Origin of the sequence: Corallococcus sp. AB011P (assembly GCF_003611605.1) — a bacterium.
In the GTDB taxonomy this organism is placed as follows: Bacteria; Myxococcota; Myxococcia; order Myxococcales; family Myxococcaceae; genus Corallococcus; species Corallococcus coralloides.
The window spans coordinates 109,679-130,538 of sequence record NZ_RAVX01000022.1 but is presented as its reverse complement, the minus strand read 5'-3'; the positions used below and the strand labels follow the sequence as shown (position 1 = coordinate 130,538).

Annotated in this window: 17 protein-coding genes; 11 read left to right on the top strand and 6 right to left on the bottom strand. The window is 72.2% G+C overall.

Translation table 11 applies throughout. The features are described from left to right. Positions 1-520 precede the first annotated feature (520 nt). From D7X30_RS35175 to D7X30_RS35150, 6 genes are read left to right on the top strand one after another with little or no spacing between them, the layout of a single operon-like run. Positions 521-2,047: an aspartate aminotransferase family protein gene (locus tag D7X30_RS35175; RefSeq protein ID WP_120567337.1), complete on the top strand. Its 1,527-nt coding sequence runs from the start codon at positions 521-523 to the stop codon at positions 2,045-2,047. Continuing rightward, complete coding sequence (locus D7X30_RS35170) at positions 2,044-3,828, top strand: IucA/IucC family siderophore biosynthesis protein (RefSeq protein WP_120567336.1); 1,785 nt, start codon at positions 2,044-2,046, stop codon at positions 3,826-3,828. The genes D7X30_RS35175 and D7X30_RS35170 overlap by 4 nt, the downstream gene beginning before the upstream one ends. Next, a complete protein-coding gene (locus D7X30_RS35165; protein WP_120567335.1) occupies positions 3,825-4,412 on the top strand; it encodes a GNAT family N-acetyltransferase in 588 nt (195 codons plus the stop codon). The genes D7X30_RS35170 and D7X30_RS35165 overlap by 4 nt, the downstream gene beginning before the upstream one ends. Beyond that, complete coding sequence (locus D7X30_RS35160) at positions 4,409-5,839, top strand: lysine N(6)-hydroxylase/L-ornithine N(5)-oxygenase family protein (RefSeq protein WP_120567334.1); 1,431 nt, start codon at positions 4,409-4,411, stop codon at positions 5,837-5,839. The genes D7X30_RS35165 and D7X30_RS35160 overlap by 4 nt, the downstream gene beginning before the upstream one ends. Next, positions 5,836-7,413: an MFS transporter gene (locus D7X30_RS35155; protein WP_120567333.1), complete on the top strand. Its 1,578-nt coding sequence runs from the start codon at positions 5,836-5,838 to the stop codon at positions 7,411-7,413. The genes D7X30_RS35160 and D7X30_RS35155 overlap by 4 nt, the downstream gene beginning before the upstream one ends. Then, positions 7,410-9,314: an IucA/IucC family siderophore biosynthesis protein gene (locus D7X30_RS35150; protein WP_199724634.1), complete on the top strand. Its 1,905-nt coding sequence runs from the start codon at positions 7,410-7,412 to the stop codon at positions 9,312-9,314. Before D7X30_RS35155 ends, D7X30_RS35150 begins: the two co-directional genes overlap by 4 nt. Before the next feature lie 27 nt (positions 9,315-9,341). On the opposite strand, the gene mxcH is transcribed toward D7X30_RS35150, so the two are convergent. From mxcH to D7X30_RS35125, 5 genes are read right to left on the bottom strand one after another with little or no spacing between them, the layout of a single operon-like run. Then, positions 9,342-11,795, bottom strand: coding sequence for a TonB-dependent siderophore myxochelin receptor MxcH (gene mxcH, locus D7X30_RS35145; protein ID WP_233591984.1), 2,454 nt, complete (start codon positions 11,793-11,795; stop codon positions 9,342-9,344). A 51-nt stretch (positions 11,796-11,846) separates the two neighbouring features. After that, positions 11,847-13,400, bottom strand: coding sequence for a PepSY domain-containing protein (locus tag D7X30_RS35140; RefSeq protein WP_120567332.1), 1,554 nt, complete (start codon positions 13,398-13,400; stop codon positions 11,847-11,849). Continuing rightward, positions 13,397-13,675: a hypothetical protein gene (locus D7X30_RS35135; protein WP_233587765.1), complete on the bottom strand. Its 279-nt coding sequence runs from the start codon at positions 13,673-13,675 to the stop codon at positions 13,397-13,399. Before D7X30_RS35135 ends, D7X30_RS35140 begins: the two co-directional genes overlap by 4 nt. After that, entirely contained in the window at positions 13,672-14,001 is a 330-nt protein-coding gene (locus D7X30_RS35130) for a hypothetical protein (protein WP_120567331.1), read from the bottom strand. The genes D7X30_RS35135 and D7X30_RS35130 overlap by 4 nt, the downstream gene beginning before the upstream one ends. A gap of 54 nt (positions 14,002-14,055) precedes the next feature. Continuing rightward, positions 14,056-15,264 (bottom strand): MxcI, encoded by a 1,209-nt coding sequence (locus D7X30_RS35125; RefSeq protein ID WP_233591982.1) that lies wholly within the window; start codon positions 15,262-15,264, stop codon positions 14,056-14,058. Positions 15,265-15,765: 501 nt separating this feature from the next. Between D7X30_RS35125 and D7X30_RS35120 the strand changes: the two genes are divergently transcribed. The 4 genes from D7X30_RS35120 to D7X30_RS35105 all read left to right on the top strand — a co-directional run bounded on the left by D7X30_RS35120 (position 15,766) and on the right by D7X30_RS35105 (position 18,776). After that, entirely contained in the window at positions 15,766-16,320 is a 555-nt protein-coding gene (locus D7X30_RS35120; protein ID WP_014394422.1) for a peroxiredoxin, read from the top strand. A 6-nt stretch (positions 16,321-16,326) separates the two neighbouring features. Then, positions 16,327-16,854, top strand: coding sequence for a carboxymuconolactone decarboxylase family protein (locus D7X30_RS35115; protein ID WP_120550488.1), 528 nt, complete (start codon positions 16,327-16,329; stop codon positions 16,852-16,854). 113 nt (positions 16,855-16,967) lie between these two features. After that, the gene (dps, locus tag D7X30_RS35110; protein ID WP_120567329.1) at positions 16,968-17,450 is read left to right on the top strand and encodes a DNA starvation/stationary phase protection protein Dps; all 483 of its coding nucleotides are present in this window, start codon (positions 16,968-16,970) and stop codon (positions 17,448-17,450) included. A 51-nt stretch (positions 17,451-17,501) separates the two neighbouring features. After that, positions 17,502-18,776: a pyridoxal phosphate-dependent aminotransferase gene (locus D7X30_RS35105; RefSeq protein WP_120567367.1), complete on the top strand. Its 1,275-nt coding sequence runs from the start codon at positions 17,502-17,504 to the stop codon at positions 18,774-18,776. 22 nt (positions 18,777-18,798) lie between these two features. On the opposite strand, the gene D7X30_RS35100 is transcribed toward D7X30_RS35105, so the two are convergent. Next, entirely contained in the window at positions 18,799-19,500 is a 702-nt protein-coding gene (locus D7X30_RS35100) for an SIMPL domain-containing protein (RefSeq protein WP_120567328.1), read from the bottom strand. An 85-nt stretch (positions 19,501-19,585) separates the two neighbouring features. Between D7X30_RS35100 and D7X30_RS35095 the strand changes: the two genes are divergently transcribed. After that, entirely contained in the window at positions 19,586-20,836 is a 1,251-nt protein-coding gene (locus D7X30_RS35095; RefSeq protein WP_120567327.1) for an MFS transporter, read from the top strand. The last annotated feature ends 24 nt before the right edge of the window (positions 20,837-20,860 follow it).

Sequence of the window (20,860 nt, the reverse complement as noted above, 5' to 3'; positions counted from 1 at the left end):
TGAATTTGAGAATCATCATCAAATTCACAAGCGAATGAAATCGCGACACATCCGTGCGCGGCGCGTCCGGAGGCTCCGCCTCCAGACAGCGGGCGGATGCCGTTGCCTGTCTGCTCCAAAGCCAACGCTGCTCCAGGGTGCCCCTCGTCTCCCGTGACGGGTCGGCACGTGCGGTGACAACCCAAAGACTCTCCTCCTCCCTCCCAGACCGGGTGGGCTGACGCGGTTTTGCGCGCGCCAGGAACCCAACCCCATACATCAGCAGCGCTCCGCTGATTCATCCCCACCGTGGCGACACCGTCCGCCCCGCATGGCCGGAGTGTATCCAGACATCCATGTCTGGCCATGGCGAGCCAGACCACGACCGCGGTGTGCCGCGGCTTTTCCAAGACGTGATTCCAGCCCCCTCCCCCACCCGGCGCATGTCCATGCGCTGGCGGCAATACGCATCATCCAAACCAAGACTGGAGACAGTAAAACCATGCAGACAGAGACTGAGCAGGGAACGCGAGGAGCAGACATGCCTCCTCGCTGGCCGCGGCGCCCATCGTCGGTGCTGGCGGGGTCCCGAGAGGGCCTGGCCGCGGTGACGGCGGCCCTGACGGGCGCAGTGGGCAGCGCGCTGGCCGTCGCGCGGTGGCCCTCGGGCCCCTTGCGCGCCGGGACTCCGGAGGACGTGCTCGCCGCCGCCCGGGCGGCGCTGGGCGGGGACGGCATTCCCGAGGAAGGCATGGGCGTGGAGGCGGCCCTGTCCCGGCTGGGGCGGGTGCTGGTGGAGTACGGGCTGCACCTGTCGCACCCGCACGCGGTGGCGCACCTGCAACCGCCCCCGCTGGCGGTCGCGGTGGCCGCCGATGCGCTGGCCAGCGCGAGCAACGCGTCGCTGGACACCTATGACTCCGGGCCCTCCGCCATCGCCATCGAGCGCTGGCTGATCCAGGGCCTCCTGGAGCTGGCCGGGCTCTCGGCTCGGGCGGACGGGGTGCTCACCCCGGGCGGCTCCATGTCCAACCTGATGGGCCTGATGCTGGCCCGGGACGCGGCGGCGCTGCGCCGGGGCATCGACACGCGCCGGCAGGGCGTGGCCGCGCTACCGGGCCCGGTGGTGCTGTGCTCGGAGCTGGCGCACTTCTCCGTGCACCGGGCCTGCGCGGCCCTGGGGCTGGGCGAGAACGCCGTGCGGCCGGTGCCCACGGACGCGCGCCGGTGCATCCGCCCGGACGCGCTGGCGGCCCTCCTCCGGGAGCTGCCGCCGGAGCACACCCCGCTGGCCATCGTGGCCACGGCGGGCACCACGGACTTCGGCAGCGTGGATCCGCTGCATGCCATCGCGGACATCGCCGCGGAGCACGGCGTCTGGCTGCACGTGGACGCGGCCTACGGCTTCGGCGCGCTGTTCTCCGAGCGGCTCAAGGGCCGGCTGGACGGCGTCTCGCGGGCGGACTCCATCACCCTGGACCTGCACAAGCTGGGCTGGCAGCCCGCCGCCACCAGCGTGCTGCTGGTCTCCGACGCCAGCGCCTTCGCCGCGCTGGACCGGCAGGTCGCCTACCTCAACCCGGAGGACGACTCGGAGGCGGGCTATGACGGCCTGCTGGGCCGCAGCCTCCAGACGACGCGCCGGCCAGACGCGGTGAAGGTCGCCGCCACGCTGCTGGCGCATGGGCGCCGGGGCCTGGGCGACATGGTGGACGCCTGCCACGACCTGGCCCGCCACGCCGAGCAGCGCATCCTGGCGGAGCCGGAGCTGGAGCTCGTGGCCCCCGCCGAGCTGACCACCGTCGTCTTCCGCTACCGCGTCCCCGAAGCCCCTTCCCGCGAGGACGAAATCAACGGCGCCCTGCGCCGCCGCCTCTTGGAGACCGGGGCCGCGCTCATCGGCCGCACCGCCGTCCGCCTGGACGGGCCGGGCTCACCGGAGCGGGTCTGCCTGAAGTTCACCCTCCTCAACCCCACCACCACGCCCGAGGACATCGACGCCCTCGTGCACACCGTCCTCGAAGCCGGCCGCGCCCTGTCGCCGCGCTTCCAGAAGGGGGCCGCATGAGCACCGCCCTTGCCCTGACGCCCTCCCCCGCCGTGGATCCGCTGGAGCACGCGGACGCGCGCCTGTCCGCGGAGCACGCCCACCTGGAGGCGCTGCTGCGCTGCTGGCTCCTGGAGACCCATACCCCCGTGCACCCGGGGCCGCTGCGCGTGTCCCTGCCCGGGTCGGGGCTCGCGCTCACCACCGAGGTGACCCACTGCTCCCCGAGCGGCTGGCACCGCTTCGGGCCGGTGTCCCTGGAAGGACCGGGCGGCGCGACACGGGCGGACCCCGTGCTCGCCGTGGCGCTGGTGGCGCACGAGGCCGCGCTGCGCGGTGGCGCCGCCCGCCGGGGTGGCGTCCCCGCGGGCCAGGTCGCGGACCTGGTGGAGCGCACGGCCGAGTCCGTGCGCCGGGTGACGGACTTCGTGGGCCACCGCCGCGCCCGGCCCCAGCCGCCGGCCGGAGTGGACGGCTTCCTGGACGCGGAGCAGGCGCTGCTGCTGGGCCACCTGCACCACCCGGCCCCCAAGAGCCGGGACGGGCTGTCCTCCACGGACAGCGCGGACTTCTCCCCGGAGCTCCGGGGCTCGTTCCGGCTGCACTGGTTCGCCGCGGATCCGTCCGTGGTGTCCCACGACGCGGTGGCGGGCGCGCCGTCGCTGTCGGGGCGGGACATGGTGGCGCTGATGGCGGACCTGGCGGAGCGGCCCCGGAACGACGGCCGCGTGCTGGTGCCCGCCCACCCGTGGCAGGCCCGGGACGTGCTCCGCCGGCCGCGCATCGCGGCACTCATTGAAGCGGGCCTGCTGACGCCGCTGGGCGAGCTGGGGCCGCGCTGGTGGGCCACGTCGAGCGTGCGCACCGTCTACCGCCCGGACATGCCGGTGATGCTGAAGCTGTCGCTGGGCCTGCGGCTGACCAACTCCCGCCGGGAGTCCACCCGCACGGAGCTGCGCCGCGGCCTGGAGATCCACCGGCTGCTGGACGCGGGCTACGCGAGCGCCACCACCGCCGCGCACCCGTCTTTCTCCATCGTGAAGGACCCGTCCTGGCTGGCGGTGGACGAGCCCTCGCGGCCCGGAGGTCCGGAGGTGACGGGCCTGGACGTGGCGGTGCGAGAGGTGCCGTCGCGCGTCGCGGACCTGCGCTGCCTCGTGGGCCTGGTGGCGCCGCGCCCGGGCCTGGGGCGCAGCATGCTGGGCACGCTGGTGGCCGCGCTGGGCCCGGGCGCCGCGGAAGCGTGGGTGGCCGACTACACGGACCACGTGCTGGTCCCCATGCTGCACCTGTACGCGTCCACCGGCATCGGACTGGAGGCGCACCAGCAGAACACGCTGGTCCAGTTGGATGCCCGGGGCCACGTCGTGGGCTCCGCGTTCCGCGACAACCAGGGCTACTACCTGGCCTCGTCCCACCTGCCCCGGCTGCTCGGGCTGCTCGGCGTGGAGGCCTCCACGCTGGCCGTGGTGGACGACGCCCTCGTCGACGAGCGGCTCTCCTACTACCTCCTGCGCAACCAGGCCCTCGCGGTCGTGGGCTGCCTGGGCTCCGAAGGGCTGGGCGACGAGCGCCGGCTGCTCGGGGTGATGGCGGGCCGGCTGCGTGAGGCACTGCCGTCGCTGGCCGCCGCGGGCCCCACGGGGGACCGGCTGGCGCGCCGGTGGCTGGAGGCGGACATCCTCCCCACCAAGAGCAACCTGCTCACCCGGCTGCACGGTATCGACGAGGTGCTCGCGCCGCTGGACGCGCAGTCCGTCTACCTCGACGCGCCCAACCCCCTGCGCGAGGCCCGGCGATGAGCGCGCTCGCACAGGCCCTGACGCCGGACGCGGACGTGCCCGCGCCCCCGCTGCCCCAGCTCCCCGCCCCGTGGCTGCTCAGGCCCGCGAGCGTCTCCGAGGACCTGGAGCGCCTGGTGCGGTGGATGCACGCGCCGCACGTGGCCGAGTTCTGGAAGCAGGCCTGGCCGGAGGACCGCTGGCGCGCGGAGCTGGAGCGGCAGCTGGCGGGAACGCATTCGCTGCCGTGCATGCTCGAACGGGACGGCGTTCCGCTCGCGTACCTGGAAATCTACCGCGTGGTGCGCGACCGGCTGGCCGGGCACTACGCGCAGCGGCCCCACGACCTGGGGGTCCACGTGGCCATTGGCGAATTGGGCGGCACCGGGCGCGGCCTGGGCCGCTCGCTGTTGCACGCGGTGGCGGAGGGGCTGCTCGCCGCGGACCCCGCCTGCACCCGGGTGGTGGCCGAACCGGACTCACGCAACGCGCCCTCGCTGCGCGCCTTCTCCGCCGCCGGCTTCCGGGCCGTTGGCGCCATCTCCCTGCCGGACAAGGCGGCGACGTTGTTCGTCTACCCCCGCTCCGAGAAAGACCTTCCATGAATCCCCTGACCGCTGAAACCGCTTCCGAACACGACGTGGTGGCCATTGGCTGTGGCCCCTTCAACCTGGGCCTGGCGGCGCTCGCCTCGCGCGTGGAGGGCCTGGACCTGGTGGTGCTGGAGGCCCAGCCGGGCCTGCACTGGCACCCGGGACTGATGTTCGACGAGGCCCTGCTCCAGCTCAGCTTCCTGGCGGACCTGGTCAGCCTCATCGACCCCACGCACCCGCTGTCGTTCCTCGCGTACCTGGGTGAGAAGGACCGGCTCTACCCGTTCTACATCCGCGAGCGCTTCCACCCGACGCGGCGCGAATACGAGGACTACCTGCGCTGGGCCGTGACGAAGCTGCCGTCCGTGCGCTTCTCGCACCGCGTGGAGTCCATGGACTGGGACGCCGGGCGCCAGCGCTTCGTGCTGCACGTGCGGCGCGGGGAGGGCGAGCGCGTGACGATGCTGGCGCGCGACGTCGTCATCGGCATCGGCACGGAGCCGGCACTGCCCCGCGCGCTGGCGTCGCTGCCGGAGGGCCGCGTGGTGCATACCGGCCACTACCTGCACCGTCAGCGGGACGTGGAGGCCGCGCGCCGGGTGACGGTGGTGGGCTCCGGGCAGTCCGGCGCGGAGGTGGCCCTGCACCTGCTCCAGCGCAACCTGGCGGGCGGCGCCGCGGTGAGCTGGCTCACGCGCACGGTGTCCTTCGCGCCGCTGGACTACACCAAGCTGACGCTGGAGATGACCACGCCGGCCTACGTCCGGTACTTCCACGCGCTGCCCCAGCCCACCAAGGACCGGCTCGTCGCCGAGCAGTGGCGGCACTACAAGGGCATCTCCACGGAGACCCTGGAGCAGCTGCACGACGTGCTGTACCGGCGGGAGCTGGAGCAGGGCCTGGCTCCGGTGGAGCTGCGCTCCAGCGTGGCGGTGGACGACGCGTCCGTGAGCCCCGCCGGGGACGTGGTGCTCCAGTGCCGGCACCTGGACACCGGCGAGACGTTCGAGCACACGACGGCGCTGGTCGTCGCGGCCACCGGCTACAAGCAGCGCTCGCCCGGGTTCCTCAAGCCCATGGAGCGGCAGCTGCGCTGGGACGACCAGGGCCGCTACCGCGTCCGCCTGGACTACTCCGTGGAGCTCGCTCCCGACATCCAGGGCCGCGTCTTCGTCACCCACGCCGACCTGCACAGCCACGGCGTGGCCGCGCCGGACCTGGGCATCTCCGCGTTCCGCAACGCCACCATCCTCAACACCCTGCTGGGGCGCGAGGTCTTCCGGCTGCCGCGGCGCACGGCCTTCTCCAGCTTCGGCGTCCCTGAGCGCTCCGGCGACGAGGCCCACCCCGTGGACAGGCCCCAGGTGCCGCACGCGCACCCGGTGGTACTGAGCGAGCCGCCCCGGCCGGTCGGCCCGCGCCTGTCGGAGGCTTCATGAGTACGCGGTCGCAGCAAGCCCCGGCGGCGGAGTCGGCCACGCACGCCAGCGCGGAGGCCCGCCGCGCCGCGCGGTGGACGTTCGCGCTGGTGAGCGCGGGGGGCGTGGTGATGACGCTGGACGTGACGGTGGTCAACGTCGCGCTGGCGGCCATCGCCGCGGACTTGAAGGCCGGGCTGAACCAGGTGCAGTGGACGGTGTCCGCGTATTCGCTCGCGTTCGGCGCGCTGCTGCTCACCGCGGGCGCGCTGTCCGACCGCGTGGGCCGGCGGAGCGTCTTCGTCGCAGGCACCGCCCTGTTCACCGTCGCCTCCGTGCTGTGCGGCCTGGCCCCCGACGCGGGCACGCTGGTGGCCGCCCGCGTCGCCCAGGGCCTGGGCGGCTCCATGATGTTCGCGCCCGCGCTGGCGCTGCTCGCCGCCGTGTACGAGGGCGCGGAGCGTCAGCGCGCCATCGCCACGTACGCGGCCATCGCCTCCGCCGCGGGCGCGCTCGGGCCCGTGGTGGGCGGCGTGCTGGTGGAGCTGGTGGGCTGGCGGTGGATCTTCCTGGTCAACGTCCCCATCGGCCTCTGGGTGGTGGCGGGCGCGCTGACCCGGATGCCCGCGCTCACGCCGAAGGACACCCACCGCAGCCTGGACCTGCTGGGGGCGCTGCTCGCCATCGGCGTGCTGCTGTCCCTGCACTACCCCCTGATGATGGGGCCGGACGCCGGTTGGGGCTCCGCGCACGTGTGGGTGCCGGCGTGCGCGGGCGGGGTGTTCCTGGTGGCGCTCATCGCCAGCCAGCGCCGCCCCGGCGCCATGCTGGACCTGGAGCTGTTGCGCATCCCGGAGCTGTCGGGCGCGGCGGTGCTCGGGTTCCTGGCGCGCATGTCCAGCCTGGGCGTGCTCGTCTTCACCACGCTGTGGTTGCAGCGCGCGGCGGACGGTTCGCCCCTGGTGGTGGGCCTGCGGCTGCTGCCGCTGACGGGCAGCCTGCTCGTCGTGGGCATGTTCATGGCGCGCATCCAGGCGCGATTCAAGGCGTCCACGCTGGTGGCCAGCGGCTTCGCCTTCCAGGGCGCGGGGCTGGCCTCCCTGGCGCTGGGAGCCGCCCTCGCCTCGCCGTGGGTGAACTTCCTGGGGCTCATCCTGATGGGCACCGGTGGCGCCGTCCTCTTCCCGCCGCTGATGGGCGTGGCGGTGAGCGTGGTGCCCCCGGAGCGCGCGGGCATGGCCTCTGGACTGACCAACGCCTGCTACCCCCTGGGCACCGCCACGGGGGTGGCCGTCTTCGGCGCCGTGTTCTCGTCGCGGCTGGGCGCGGCGCTGTCCCAGGCGTCGCTGCCGGCCGACGTGGCCCGGCACACGCGCACGGCGGTGGAGACCGGGCAGTTCAGCGCCGTGGAGTCGTCCCTGTTGCCGCTGGCCACCTCGGCCTTCGGCGACGCGTACCTGGCCGTGTGCCTGTCCGCCGCCGCGGTGTGCCTGGGCGGCGCCGTCATCGCCCTTGCCGTCCTCTCCCGCTCCGCGCCCCGGGCCTCGCGCCCGGCCGTCGGAGCCCCCTCCCTTTCCTTGAAGGAGTCCCCGTGAACCCCCGTAACGAAACCACGAACCTCGAGTCCCCCGTCGCCCCCGCGCACCTCGCGGCGGCCTCCAACGCGGCGGTCCCCCACGCGTCCACCGGGACCGGTGAACACCCGGTGCCCGCCCTGTCCGACGTGAGCCCCGCCGACTGGCGCGAGGCCAGCCGGCGGCTCTTGGCCAAGGCCCTGGGCGAATGGTCCTTCGAGGAGATGCTCAAGCCCGTCGAGGACGGCGGCGAGGGCCGCTACCGCGTGGACCTGGGCAGCGGCACGTCCTACCAGTTCCGCGCACGGCCGGGCGCCTTCGGCTGGATGAAGGTGGACCCCGCGTCCATCACCCGCAGCGCCACCGGCATGCTGGGCAACAGCATCGCGGAGCCCGCCTGGGACGCGCTCCAGTTCCTCGCGGACGCCGCGTCCACGCTGAACACCGACGCGTCCACGCTGGCCACCTACTTCAACGAGCTGTCCTCCACGCTGGCGGTGGACGCGGCCCGCATCACGCACGGCGGCCACACCGCCGCCCAGATGCGAGGGCTGGGCCACACCGAGTTGGAGTGCCACATGACGGGGCACAACTGGCTGGTGGCGAACAAGGGCCGCGTGGGCTTCTCCGCGTCCGACGTGCGCCGCTACGCCCCGGAGGCGCGCCAGCCGGTGCGGCTGCGGTGGGTGGCGGTGCACCGGGGACTGGCGGAGTTCCGCGGCACGTCGGAGCTGTCCGAGCAGGCCATCCTGGAGCGCGAGCTGGACGCGGCGACGCGCGCCCGCTTCACCCGCGTCCTCACCTCGCTGGACCTCAAGCCGGACGCCTTCGTGTGGATGCCCGTGCACCCGTGGCAGTGGGAGCACGCGGTGCAGGTGCTGCACGCGGCGGACGTGGCGCAGCGGCGCATCGTGCCCCTGGGCGAGAGTCCGGACGAGTACCTGCCCGGCCAGTCCATCCGCACCATGGCCAACATCACCACGCCGGGCCGCTATGACGTGAAGCTGCCGCTGCGCATCCTCAACACGCTGGTGTGGCGCGGCATCCCCCCGCACTGCACGCTGGGCGCGCCCGTCGTCACGCAGTGGCTCAAGTGCCTGCTGGACAGCGACCCCTTCCTCACGGACACCTGCCGCACGGTGTTCCTGGGCGAGGTGGCCTCCGTGACGGTGCGCCACCCGTACCTCTCCAAGGTGGCGGAGGTGCCCTACCAGCACCTGGAGACGCTGGGCTGCATCTGGCGCGAGCCCGTCGCCGCGCGGCAGGACGCCTCCGAGCGCGTGCGCACCTTCGCGTCGCTCTTGCACGTGGACAACCAGGGCACGGCGTTCGTCGCGGAGCTGGTGCGCGCGTCGGGCCTGGGCGCGGAAGCGTGGCTGCAGCAGCTGTTCGACACGCTGCTCATCCCCATCATGCACGTGCTGTATCGCTACGGCATCACCTTCAACCCGCACGGGCAGAACACGCTCTTGGGCTTCGACGGCGACGACGTGCCCCGCCGGCTGTACCTGAAGGACTTCGTGGACGACGTGTGCGTGTCCTTCACGGACGTGCCGGAGCGCGGCCCGGAGCCGGACGGCCATGACCACGTGCTGCCGCGCAAGCACCCGTCGGTCATCCGCCAGCACGTGGTGGATCAAATCTTCGTGGGCCACTTCCGCTACCTGGCGCCGCTGTGCGAGGAGCAGCTGGGCGTGCCGGAGCAGGCCTTCTGGCGCCAGGTGCGCAGGACCATCCTGGCCTTCCACCAGAAGAACCCGGAGCTGCGCGAGCGCTTCGCCGAGTACGACCTGCTGGTGCCGCGCATCCCGCGCTACGCGCTCAACCGGGACCGCATCGTCGTCACCCGCTACACCGACCGGGCCCTGCGCCACGCGCTGTACCCGAACGGGACGCTGCCCAACCCGCTCGCGCAGGACTGACGCCGCGCGGGGGAGCGGGCCGCTTCCTCAGAAGTCCGCCGTCAGCTTGACGGACAGGAAGCGGCCCGGCCGCTGCACGCCGAAGAAGTCGTAGGCCTTCGCGTTCGTGAGGTTGAGCACCTCCAGCGTCCCGCCCAGGCGGGGAGAGCCCTCGCGCACGTAGGAGAGCGCCAGGGAGTGGACGAGCTGCGCGTCCACCTCCTGCTTGTACTGGCGCAGGCCCTGGCTCTCCCAGCCCCGGAAGAACCCGTGCACGTAGCGCGAGCTGAAGCCCAGGGACGCGACGTCGGTGGGCTTGAACAGCGCGCGCCGCTGGAGCCGCGCCGACGCGTTGGCGAAGAGCCACGGGCGGTTGGGGATGCGGTCGCCGTCGAAGGCCGCGAAGGCGCCCGCGCCGCCCGCGTTGCGGAAGTCCTGCCAGGTCGCGTTGGCGTCCAGCGCCAGCCAGTCCCCCGGCACCGTCCACCCCGCGGACGCCTCCACGCCCAGGGACCGCGCCGCGTAGACGTTCTCGTAGCTGAGGGTGGTGTCGTTGCCCAACAGCACGATGAGCTGATCCGCGAAGCGGGCGAAGCCGCCCACGCTGCCGCGGAAGTGGCCCAGCCCGGTGCCCAGGTCCTCCAGCGCCAGCTCCAGGTTCGCGTTGTGGCTGGCCTCGGGCCGCAGCGCCAGGTTCGCGGCCACCAGGACGCCGTCACCGAACAGCTCGTCCGGGCCGGGCAGGCGCGTGGTGTATTCGTAGGACGCCTTGGCCAGCAGCCCGTGCGGCAGGAACAGCCGCAGGCCGTCGCCCACGCCCAACCGTTCGCTGGCCTGGTCGCGGCGCAAGACGTCGCCGGCGGCGAGCACCTCCTCCGACGCGGAGCGCATCACGTAGCCCTTCACGAAGGCCACGTTCTTGAGCAGCCCATCCGCCAGCATGGCCTCGTGCTCCAGGCCCCCCACCAGCGTGAGCAGGTTCCTGCGCGCGTCGAGCGGGTCCCTCTGCCCGGTGTCCTGCTTGAGCCGGTCCTGCCCCTGGCGGCTCACGAAGGTGGGCGCCAGCGTGAAGCGCAAGCGCTGTGACTCCGACAGCTCGTAGCCCGCGTGAAGACGCGCCAGGGCGCTGTGCTGCCAGAGCGTCTGGTCCGTGGGCGTGGCGCCCAGCTCGCCCGGCTGGCGGCGCTCGGTGACCGGGGTGCCGTACCAGTCGTAGACGAACATCGACGTGTCGCGGAAGTCGGTGTCCCGGCGGCTGTAGCCGCCCACGGCCTCCAGCCGCAGCCTCCCGGACCCCAGCCCGCCCCGGGCCCAGGTGGCCAGCGCGCCATAGCTGGATTCGGAGGAGAGCGCCTCACCGTACGGCACCGTCATCACCACGTTGTGCTGGAGCTCCTTGCGGTAGCGCGACCCGAACGCGCGCAGCGACAGGCGCTCCGCGAAGGGCTTGTCGACGACGCCCAACTCCAGCCCGGCGCCTCCCGCGGCGAAGCCGTCGTGGAAGCGCGGCACGCGGGCCGGCTGGAGCCGCCCCCGGTCGTCCGGCACCTCCACGTCCACCGCGTAGTCGTTGCGCGCGAAGTCCCCGAAGGCGTGGCCGCGCAGGAACACGCCGCTCGGCCCCAGGCGGTACTGGCCGGAGACGGAGCCCCGGTACGTGTCGAACGAGCCCGCCTGCAGCGACGCGGACAGGCCGTCCTTCTCATTGCCGTCCGACGAGACGAGGTTCACCGCGCCGCCCAGCGCGTCCGCGCCGAAGCGCACGGGCACCACGCCCCGGTACACCTCCACGCGCTTGAGCAGGTTGACCGGCACGTTGGCGATGCCCAGCCCGAAGCCCGCGAGCTCCAGCGGAACGCCGTCCAGGAAGAAGCGGACCTGCTCCCCCGTGAAGCCGTTGAGCGAGAAGCGGGCGTTGGACCCCAGGCCGCCGGTGCGCTGCACGCTGACGCCGCTGTTGCGGCTGAGCACCTCGCCCAGGTCCGCCGTCTGCTGCTTCGCGGCCTCCAGCTCCACCACGCGGACCGACTCCGCGGACAGGGCACGCTCCTCCGACTTGCTCAGCTCGCGGCCCGTCACGCCGATGGTGGTCCCCATGTCGAGGGCCACCTCCAGCCGGGCCTCCACCTCCGTCCGCTGCCCCGCCGACACCTGGACGCGCCAGGCGCGCGGCTCGCAGCCGGGGACGTAGACGTGCAGCTCGTAGTCGCCGGGGCTCAGCCCCTTCACCTGGAAGCGGCGGCGCGCGTCCATCCCCGGCGCCCGGGTGTTCCCACCCGGCTCCAGCAGGAGCAGCTCCGCCTTCCCCAGGTCCCCGTCCGCGCACGCGGTCAGCTGGCCCGAAAGCTCGCCCACGCCCGGCGCGGGCACCACCGCGTCCTGCGCCAGCGCGGGCACCGACAGGCACAGGGCCAGCGCCCCCAGGGCCCGCTTCCAGCCCACGCGCGAGCGCGAGCGGGGGAGACACACGGGCGAGGCGGAACGGCCGGAGAGGATGGACATGGTGCGAGGAGCGAGCCGCGAGACACGCGGGGAGCAGGACCTGGAGGACATTCAGCGCCCTTCGTGCGCCGGAACACCCAGCGGTGCGACCCGGGCCCCACCCGGGTCGTGGGGGGCGATGCGCCCGATGGCCCAGGCGGAGAGGAGGAACGCGGCGCCCAGGGCCGCGAGCCCCAGGTCCACGAAGAACACGAAAGGCGAACCCGCGGGGTCGAAGACGCGCCGCAGGTGGCGCCACGCATCCAGCCAGGGCAGCACCACCAGGATTCCGCCGGACAGGCCCAACAGCCACCGCGCCCAGCCCCGGGCGCGGGGATACACGAGCCCGCCGAGCACGCTGGCGCACCAGGCCCCGAAGAAGATGCGGTGCTCCCATTCCACCCGGTGGGGCAGCGCGTCCGGCAGCAGCTGGTTCGCCAGGAAGACCGCCGCGAGCGCGAACGCCGCGCCCCCACAGCCGCCCGCCGTCAGCCGCGCGAGCGCCACGTCCACCCGGCGCATGGAGCGCGCCCGCCGCTCCAGCCACACCAGGTTGCCGGTCACGACGCACAGCGCGCTGAAGAGCCCCAGGAGCGCGTATGCGAGCCGCAGCCCCATGCCCGAATAGAGGCCGGAGTGCAGCACGTAGGCCCCCTCCAGCAGCTTCGCGGACGCGCTCGGCCCACCGGCCCGCCGCACGTGCAAGAGCTGCCCGTCACCCGCCACCCGCACGGTGGTGAACTCGGCGAGCCCGTCGCGCGCGGAGCCCCGGACGTCCGCGTAGGCGGACGCGTCCCCCAGGTTGCGCATGCTGAAGCGGTAGTGGCGCACGTCGGGCAGCGCCTCGCGGGCCCGGGCCAGGATGGCGGCCACCCGGGGCGCGGGCGCGGCCTGTCCGGAGGGCTTCGCGCCGCGCGGATAGCCCAGCGTCTGAAGCCCCGCGTCCACGTCGCCCTGGAACGCCGTGCGCACCACCACCGGCTGAAGCACCGCGGCGTTCAAGCAGATGATGGCCGCCGTCCAGGCCATCATCGCCTGGAAGGGCGTCCCCACGCTCCCGAGCACCTTGTGCAGGTCACCCCACACCGTGCGCAGCGCCTCGCGCGGACGGAAGCGGACCAGCTCCCGGCGCAGCCGTCCCAGCTGGATGATCAGCCCCGTGCCCACCACCAGCAGCAGCACCACCGCCACCAGGCCGGCCAGGGCCATGCCCCCGGGCAGCGGATAGAGGAAGTGCGCGAGGAACAGGAAGTAGCCCAGGTCGCTGCGCTCCGGCACCTCCTCGCCGGTGGCCGGCTCCACCCAGACGGCCTGCTTCTCGCCGCCCGCGGCCCGCCACTCCAGCCGCATCCACGGCGCGTACGGCGCGGGCAGGTCCACGTCCAGCGTGGAGGGCCCGTCCCTGCCCACGCGCGCGTCCAGCCACGCCTGGAGCGTGGCCAACACTCGCGGCTCGTCGGCGGCGACGGGCGCGCGCAGGCGCGGCTGCTGCCAGGGCACCAGCTCATGGCGGAACAACGACGCGACCCCGAGCAGGAACATGCCCACCAGCAGGACCGACGCCACCGCGCCCGCCCACGCATGCGCCTCCCACAGCAGGCGATACGTGTCGGAGCGCAGCTTCACGGCAGCGCCCTCCATAGCAGCAGCAGGGACACGCAGCAGGTCAGCGCGACCCCCGCCCACGCACGGGCCTCCGAGCGGGCCAGCAGCGCCGCGCACGGGGCCGCGGCCATCAGCGGCGCGACCGCGACGCACGCCACCAGGTAGCGCACGTCCGGGGACACGGGCACCACGGCGGACAGGGCGAGCGAGGCCAGCAGCGCCGCCAACGGCGCACCCACCGCCGCCGCCAGCACCCAGCGCCACCCCGGGCGGGCCCGCGTCCCCGCCAGGGTCACGACACCCGCTCCAGCATCCCCAGCACCAGACCGACCGGGAGCAGCAACCCCATCACCCACACCGGCTTGCGCGCCAGCGGCGTCAGGATGGCGAGCAGCGAGCCCGCGGCCATGACGTACGCCATGGCCGCCCCCACCGCCGCGCCCGCGGAGACGCTTCCCCGGAGCGACGCGGCGAGCCCGCCCAGCAGCAACGCCAGTCCCGCCCCGTTCAGGAACCAGGGCGCGCGCGGGAAGTCCTGCCACCGTCCGGTGTGCCGGCACCACCACGCACCATAGAGACACACCACGCCGAGCCACAGCAGCGAGGGAGCCAGGATGTCCATGCAGCGCACCTCATGGGGCAGAGGCGCCGCGCGGCGCCCGGCGGAAGGCTCGAACTAACGGATGCGGGCGATGTCCAGCGCGAAGCCAGGGAAGGTCAATCGGGGCTGCGGCGTGCCGCCCGACAGGTCCACCATCGACGACGTGGAGTAGTCCGCCGCGCTCTGGGTGATGAGCAGCTGGGAGCCCGCCACGAAGGTGAAGCCGCTGTAGGCGCCCAGCTCGCCCGGGGCCCGCACCGGCTCCTTCAGCGTGGCCAGAGGCATCCGGTACCAGCTCCACCCCTTGCTGTACCAGTCCGCGTAGGTGGTGCCCGGCGCCGTCGGGGTGACGCTCGTGTCCGCCACCTGGATCCACGCGGTGCCGTCCTCGGTCAACGCGATGACGGCGCCCACCTTGCCCGCGCCCAGCGCGGGGGCCACGCTGCCCACGAAGTCCGCGTCGAACGTCTTCTGCCCCGGCGAGATGCGCAGGAAGCAGTCCTGCTGGCCGAACTCGCCGGCGCCCTTGACCGCGTAGCCCAGGCCGTTCACCACGCCGCTGAAGAAGTAGAGCGAGTCTCCCTGGCGCCCCACCTTCAACAGGTCGCGGCAGCGCTCGTCGCGCGTCCAGGTCATCTCGTCCGTCGCCGTGTCCACGCGCACCAGCACCGAGCCCGGCAGCGCCCCGTCATAGGTGGACGTGGACCAGCCCAGCGCGAAGAACGCCTCGCCGTCGCGGCCAATCCACTGGCTCAGCGCCGTGACGTACCCCTGCCGGATGAACTCCGCCGGCAGCTGCAGGGTCTTCACGATGGACATCTCCGCCGGGTTCCAGACGATGACCAGGCCCTGCGCGTCATCCTTGTAATAGGCCTTCGTCTCGCTGACGAAGTGCACCGCCTGCGCGCCCATCCGCTTCACGCCCAGGTTCTGGAAGGAGATGCTCTGCCCCGCCACCAGCGTGCCGTCGCGCACCTCGTAGCGGGTGATGGTGGGGGCCTCTCCCGCGCCAATGGCGAAGAAGCCCACGCCCTTCGCCGCATAGAGCCGCGGGCGCCCCGGCAGCTCCAGCGACTTCGCGTAGTCCAGCGTCCTGGAACCCTCCAGGGAGTCCACCAGGGTGAAGTAGTTCGTCCGGCTCCCGTTCGTCTCCACCGCGGAGTGGACCAGGTACAGCTCGCCATCCTGCGGTCCCGGGTTCTCCTCCACCGGCTTCGGATCGTCCCCACACGCGCCCAGCACCAGGGCGGCACACGCCAGGAGTCCCCGCGCGACACTGCCCATGCCAGCCCTCGGCGCTCCCAGCATCACGTGCTCCTCGGACGAACGGGGTTCGTCGACTCCTGAAATTGACACTCAGTTTCAAAATTATCGGCGAGGCCCGGGGAGTAGCTCGCCCGGCCGTCCCCTGTCAATTCTTCGCGCCGACATGCGCGGGCGTGGGGCGTTGGCGAACCATCATTCGTCCGGCCAGCTGCTTGCCCTTGAGGCAACCCCTCGTGGCTTCGAGTATTTTCCGTGGCGCTCGTGCCCGAGACGTCGAACAGTCTCCACGCGCCCCGGTGAGATGGTTCACCGAAATTGCAGTGGCTAAAGACACCGGGATTTCGTTATGCACCGACCCAGCGTCACCGCCCCGCCGGTGCGATTCTCAGGGGGAGCCGTAACCCTCTGGAATCAGGGCGGTTGATGTACTGGCACGGTGGCTGCAAATACCCGTAGCAACCCACAACCTCTGGGGTGGACCACGGTGGCCCGCCCCCCATCCCCAAGGAGTCGAATCCCATGCTGACCGTTGGCGACAAGCTTCCGAACTTCAAGCTGAAGGGCACCGTGAGCCTGGAGAAGAACAAGGAGTTCCAGGACATCTCCAACGACACGTACAAGGGCAAGTGGACGGTCCTGTTCGCGTGGCCGAAGGACTTCACGTTCATCTGCCCGACGGAGATCGCGGAGTTCGGCAAGCACAACAAGGACTTCCAGGACCGCGACGCGCAGGTGCTGGGCCTGTCCACCGACAGCGAGTTCGTGCACCACGCGTGGCGCACGCACCACCCGGACCTGAAGAACCTGCCCTTCCCCATGCTGGCGGACATCAAGCGCGAGCTGTCCAGCGCGCTGGGCATCCTGCACAAGGAGGAGGGCGTGGCCCTGCGCGCCACGTTCATCGCGGACCCCGAGGGCATCATCCGCCACGTGTCCGTGAACGACCTGTCCGTGGGCCGCAACGTCAAGGAGACCGTCCGCACGCTGGACGCGCTCCAGACCGACGAGCTGTGCCCGTGCAACTGGCAGAAGGGTGAGGAGACGCTCACCTCCAAGCTGCAGAAGGCGGGGTAAGCACCCATGGCTTCGCTCGAAGTCGTCCGCAGCGAACTCGCGGACGCCCACAAGGACACCCGCCTCAACCTCTCCGCGGTCCTGGAGAGCACGACCCTCACCCCCGAGCAGCGCTGGGGGACGGCCGTGGCATGCGCCTTCGCCGCCCGGAACGAGCGGCTGAAGGAGGCCATGCTCAACGAGGCGAAGCAGGCACTGGGCGACAAGGCCACGCCGGTCATCGAGGACGCACGCGCGGCGGCCTCGCTGATGGCGATGAACAACGTCTTCTACCGGTTCCGTCACATGATCGGGAAGGAGTCGTACGCGACCAAGCGGGCCGGGCTGCGGATGAACCGGCTGGCCCAGGTGCTGACCAACAAGGTGGACTTCGAGCTGGTCTGCCTCGCGGTCAGCGCCATCAACGGCTGCGAGATGTGCATCCAGTCGCATGAGAAGGTCGTGCTGGAAGGCGGCCTGAGCGAGGACCACGTGCACGATGCGGTCCGCATCGCGAGCGTCATCCACGCGGCGGCGGTTGGACTGGAGTCCTAGTCCCCTCGTCGTTATCTCCGAGCCGTGACTGGCGCCCTCCGGTGGAAGACACCGGGGGGCGCTGTCTTTTCTCTTCGACGTCCCACCCTTCACCCGAAAGGAACGTGTTCGTCATGGCCCTCTACAAGAGCCCGAGTCCCCTCTCCGAGCAGGCCCGCACCGCCATCGCCGCCACCCTCAACGAGCGGCTCGCGGACGGGTTGGACCTGCACTCGCAGATCAAGGTCGCCCACTGGAACATCAAGGGCCCGCAGTTCGCCGCGCTGCACCCGCTGTTCGAAACGTTCGCGGTGAGCCTGGCCAACCACAACGACTCCATCGCGGAGCGCGCGGTGACGCTGGGCGGCCGCGCGTACGGCACCAGCCGCCACGTGGGCAAGAGCAGCCGCCTGCCGGAGTATCCGCAGGAGACCTCGCGCGACCTGGAGCACGTGAAGCTGCTGGCCGAGCGCATCGAGGTGTACCTCAACGGCCTGCGTGAGAGCCGCGCGGCCGTGGAGGGCCTCAAGGACACGGACACGGTGGACCTCTTCACCGGCATCATCACCGAGTTCGAGAAGCACGCCTGGTTCCTCCGGGCGTCCCTGGAAGGCTGAGGCGAAGGCCAGGGGCTGCGCCGAAGCAGGGGGCGCGCTAGCGTGCTGTCCGTGAGCGACAGCGTCCCCCTGCATGCGTTTCGCACCGTGCCCCGCACGGGCGTCATCTTCGTCACCGCCGAGGCCACGCGCCGCGGCTACCGTCCCGGCGACCCGGACTGGTGCAACCTGGGCCAGGGTCAGCCGGAGACGGGCGACCTGCCCGGTGCCCCCTCGCGCGTGCACTCGGTGACGGTGGACATGGCGGACCAGGAGTACGCCCCCGTCGCGGGCCTCTGGGAGGTGCGGGAGGCCATCGCGGCGCTCTACAACCGGCTCTACCGCAAGGGGATGCCGTCCCAGTACAAGGCGGAGAACGTCTGCCTGTCCGGCGGCGGCCGCGCGGCCCTCACCCGCGCCGCGGCGAGCCTGGGCCAGGTGAACCTGGGCCACTTCCTGCCGGACTACACCGCGTACGAAGAGCTGCTGGACGTCTTCAAGGCGTTCACCGCCATCCCCATCCTGCTGGAGGGCGAGCGCGGCTACGCCTTCACGCACGACGACCTGCGCCGGGAGATTCAGGGGCGCGGGCTGTCCGCGCTGCTCTTCTCCAACCCGTGCAACCCCACCGGCAAGCTGGTGCAGGGCGAGGAGCTGGCGCGGTGGGTGGGCGTGGCGCGCGAGCTGGAGTGCTCGCTGCTCATCGACGAGTTCTATTCGCACTACATCTGGACGGGCCGCCCGGGCGTGCTGCCGGTGGAGAGCGCCGCCCGGTACGTGGAGGACGTGAACCGCGACCCGGTGGTTCTCTTCGACGGGCTCACCAAGAACTGGCGCTACCCGGGCTGGCGCATGACGTGGACGGTGGGGCCCAAGCAGGTCATCGACACGGTCTCCAGCGCGGGCAGCTTCCTGGACGGCGGCGGCAGCCGGCCCCTGCAGCGCGCGGCGATTCCGCTGCTCCAGGAGGACACGGTGGTGGCGGAGACACGCGCCATCCACCACACGTTCCGGGAGAAGCGGGACAGGTTCCACTCCCGGCTGGAGCGGCTGGGCATCCGCACGGACCGCGCGCCGGACGGGACGTTCTACGTCTGGGGCAACCTGTCCGGGCTGCCCGCGCCGCTCAACGACGGCATGGCCTTCTTCCGCGCCGCGCTGGAGCACCAGGTCATCACCGTGCCCGGTGAGTTCTTCGACGTGAACCCCGGCAAGCGCCGCGCGCGGGCCTCGCGCTTCCGCAACTACGTGCGCCTGTCCTTCGGCCCGTCGTGGGAGACGCTGGACAAGGCGCTCCAGCGGCTGGAGGCGCTCGTGCTCCAGCACACGCCCGGCGCCATGCCGTGAAGCGCGACGCCCGGCCCCGGGCTCAGGACTCGGGGGCCGGATGCGTGCGGAACTCCGCGGTGGCCATCACCTGCACCTTCTTGCGGTGGGACACGGTGAAGCCCATGGACGCGGAGGCGCGAGGCGCGCTGTAGGAACTGACCGTGGAGGCCAGGGGTCGCATGTCATCGTCTCCGCCGTAGCCCCCGGCCCGGAGCCCGAAGACCCGCGTCTGCGACTCCCAGGTGCGCTCGGAGAAGCGGTGCAGCCCGGCCAGCGTCACGCCCAGCCCGGCCGCCACGCGGCGCGCCTTCTTCACCGACTCGCGGGCCAGCGCCTCCAGCCAGTCCTGCCGGGCCTCCGGCTCGCGCGTGTAGCCCCACCGGAGCTCGCGCAGCGTCGCCTGCTTCAGACCGGAGAGCGCCGCGAGCACGTCCCCCACCCGCCCCATGTCCGCCAGGTGGATGCGCACCGTGTAGCGCGCGGACGAGGAGCGCGAGAGCAGCCCCTCCGATGTCTCCGCCTGCACCGCCTGGAGGGTGAAGGCCGAGGCCGGCACGCCCAGCTCCCCCATGCGGCCCACCAGCGAGGCCACCTCGCGCGCGTTGGTGAAGGCCGCGTTGCCGGTGAAGAACTCGGAAGCCTTCACGTCCACCACCGCGTCCACGTGATCCGCCTCCAGCTCGTGCTCGGCGGACAGCTCCACGACGATGAGTCCCGACTCGGTTGCGGCTTGCTCCGGCATGCGTCTCCCCGGGGTTGGTGACTGGAACGGCGAGTATAGGCCCACGACGGACACCGGAGGGCATGCCTATGCTCGCGCCACGACCATGCGACGCATCCCGTCCCGGCTGTGGCTGTTGTGCGCGCTGTACTTCGTGCAGGGGCTGCCCTTCGGCTTCCAGGTGACGGCGCTGCCCGTCTACCTGCGCACGCGCGGCGTGTCCCTGGCCGCGCTGGGCTTCGCGGGCGCGCTGTCCCTGCCGTGGATGCTCAAGGCGCTGTGGGCGCCGATGGTGGACCGCTACGGCTCCGCGCGCATCGGGCGCAGGCGTTCGTGGATTCTCCCCATGCAGGCGGGGCTCGCCATCGCGTGCGCGGGGGCGGCCTTCGCGGCGGGGCAGGACTCGCTGCCGCTGCTGTTGGGCCTCATCTTCGTGATGAACCTCTTCGCCGCGACGCAGGACATCGCGGTGGACGGCTTCGCGGTGGACCTGCTGCGTCCGGAGGAACTGGGCCTGGGCAACACCGCGCAGGTGGTGGGCTACAAGGTGGGCATGCTCACCGGCGGCGGGCTGCTGGTGTGGGCCAGCGCGAGCATCGGCTGGTCCGGGCTGTTCCTGGTCATGTCGGCGCTGTGCCTGACCGTCTTCACCGTCGTCCTCTTCGTGCGCGAGCCGCCTCCGCGCGAAGCCGAAGGCCACGAGTCACCGAAGCTGGACTGGCCCGCGCTCTGGGCCCGCATCAGGTCCGCGCTCACCGTGCCGGGCACCGGGTGGCTGCTGCTCTTCATCGGCACGTACAAGCTGGGCGAGACGATGTCCGACGTCCTCTACAAGCCCTTCCTCGTGGACGCGGGCTTCACGCCGGCGCGCATCGGCCTGTGGGTGGGCACGTGGGGCACGGCCGCGTCGCTCCTGGGGTCCATGTGCGGGGGGCTCCTCGCCGCGCGCCTGCCGCTCTTGCGCGCGGTGGCCCTCACCGGAACGCTGCGCCTGTTGCCGCTCGCGGGGCGGTGGCTGCTCACGCAGGCCGGCGTCAGTGACGCGGGCGTGCTCGGCGTGACGCTCGCCGAGGAGTTTTTCGGCGGCGCGCTCACCACCGTGATGTTCGCGTTCATGATGTCGCGCACGGACCGGAGAATCGGCGCCACGCACTACACGCTGCTGGCCAGCGTGGAGGTCGCGGGCAAGGCCCCGGCGGGGCCACTGGCGGGACTGCTCGCGGATCCGAGGTACGGCAACCTGGGCTACGGGAACATGTTCCTCCTGGGCGTCGCGCTGTCCGCCGCGTTCCTCGCGCTGCTCGCGCCCCTGCGCCGCAACGCGTCCACAAGCCCGGCACCGCAGCCCGCATCGTGAAAGTTTCCAGGCTCGCGACACGCT

Excerpts from the sequence above, each read along its gene's own strand:
- D7X30_RS35155 (WP_120567333.1), top strand. The coding sequence starts at position 5,836 with ATGAGTACGCGGTCGCAGCAAGCCCCGGCGGCGGAGTCGGCCACGCAC.
- D7X30_RS35100 (WP_120567328.1), bottom strand. The coding sequence starts at position 19,500 with ATGCCGGAGCAAGCCGCAACCGAGTCGGGACTCATCGTCGTGGAGCTG.
- dps (WP_120567329.1), top strand. The coding sequence starts at position 16,968 with ATGGCCCTCTACAAGAGCCCGAGTCCCCTCTCCGAGCAGGCCCGCACC.
- D7X30_RS35125 (WP_233591982.1), bottom strand. The coding sequence starts at position 15,264 with ATGGGCAGTGTCGCGCGGGGACTCCTGGCGTGTGCCGCCCTGGTGCTG.
- D7X30_RS35130 (WP_120567331.1), bottom strand. The coding sequence starts at position 14,001 with ATGGACATCCTGGCTCCCTCGCTGCTGTGGCTCGGCGTGGTGTGTCTC.
- D7X30_RS35170 (WP_120567336.1), top strand. The coding sequence starts at position 2,044 with ATGAGCACCGCCCTTGCCCTGACGCCCTCCCCCGCCGTGGATCCGCTG.
- D7X30_RS35160 (WP_120567334.1), top strand. The coding sequence starts at position 4,409 with ATGAATCCCCTGACCGCTGAAACCGCTTCCGAACACGACGTGGTGGCC.
- D7X30_RS35115 (WP_120550488.1), top strand. The coding sequence starts at position 16,327 with ATGGCTTCGCTCGAAGTCGTCCGCAGCGAACTCGCGGACGCCCACAAG.
- D7X30_RS35165 (WP_120567335.1), top strand. The coding sequence starts at position 3,825 with ATGAGCGCGCTCGCACAGGCCCTGACGCCGGACGCGGACGTGCCCGCG.
- D7X30_RS35175 (WP_120567337.1), top strand. The coding sequence starts at position 521 with ATGCCTCCTCGCTGGCCGCGGCGCCCATCGTCGGTGCTGGCGGGGTCC.
- mxcH (WP_233591984.1), bottom strand. The coding sequence starts at position 11,795 with ATGTCCATCCTCTCCGGCCGTTCCGCCTCGCCCGTGTGTCTCCCCCGC.
- D7X30_RS35095 (WP_120567327.1), top strand. The coding sequence starts at position 19,586 with ATGCGACGCATCCCGTCCCGGCTGTGGCTGTTGTGCGCGCTGTACTTC.
- D7X30_RS35120 (WP_014394422.1), top strand. The coding sequence starts at position 15,766 with ATGCTGACCGTTGGCGACAAGCTTCCGAACTTCAAGCTGAAGGGCACC.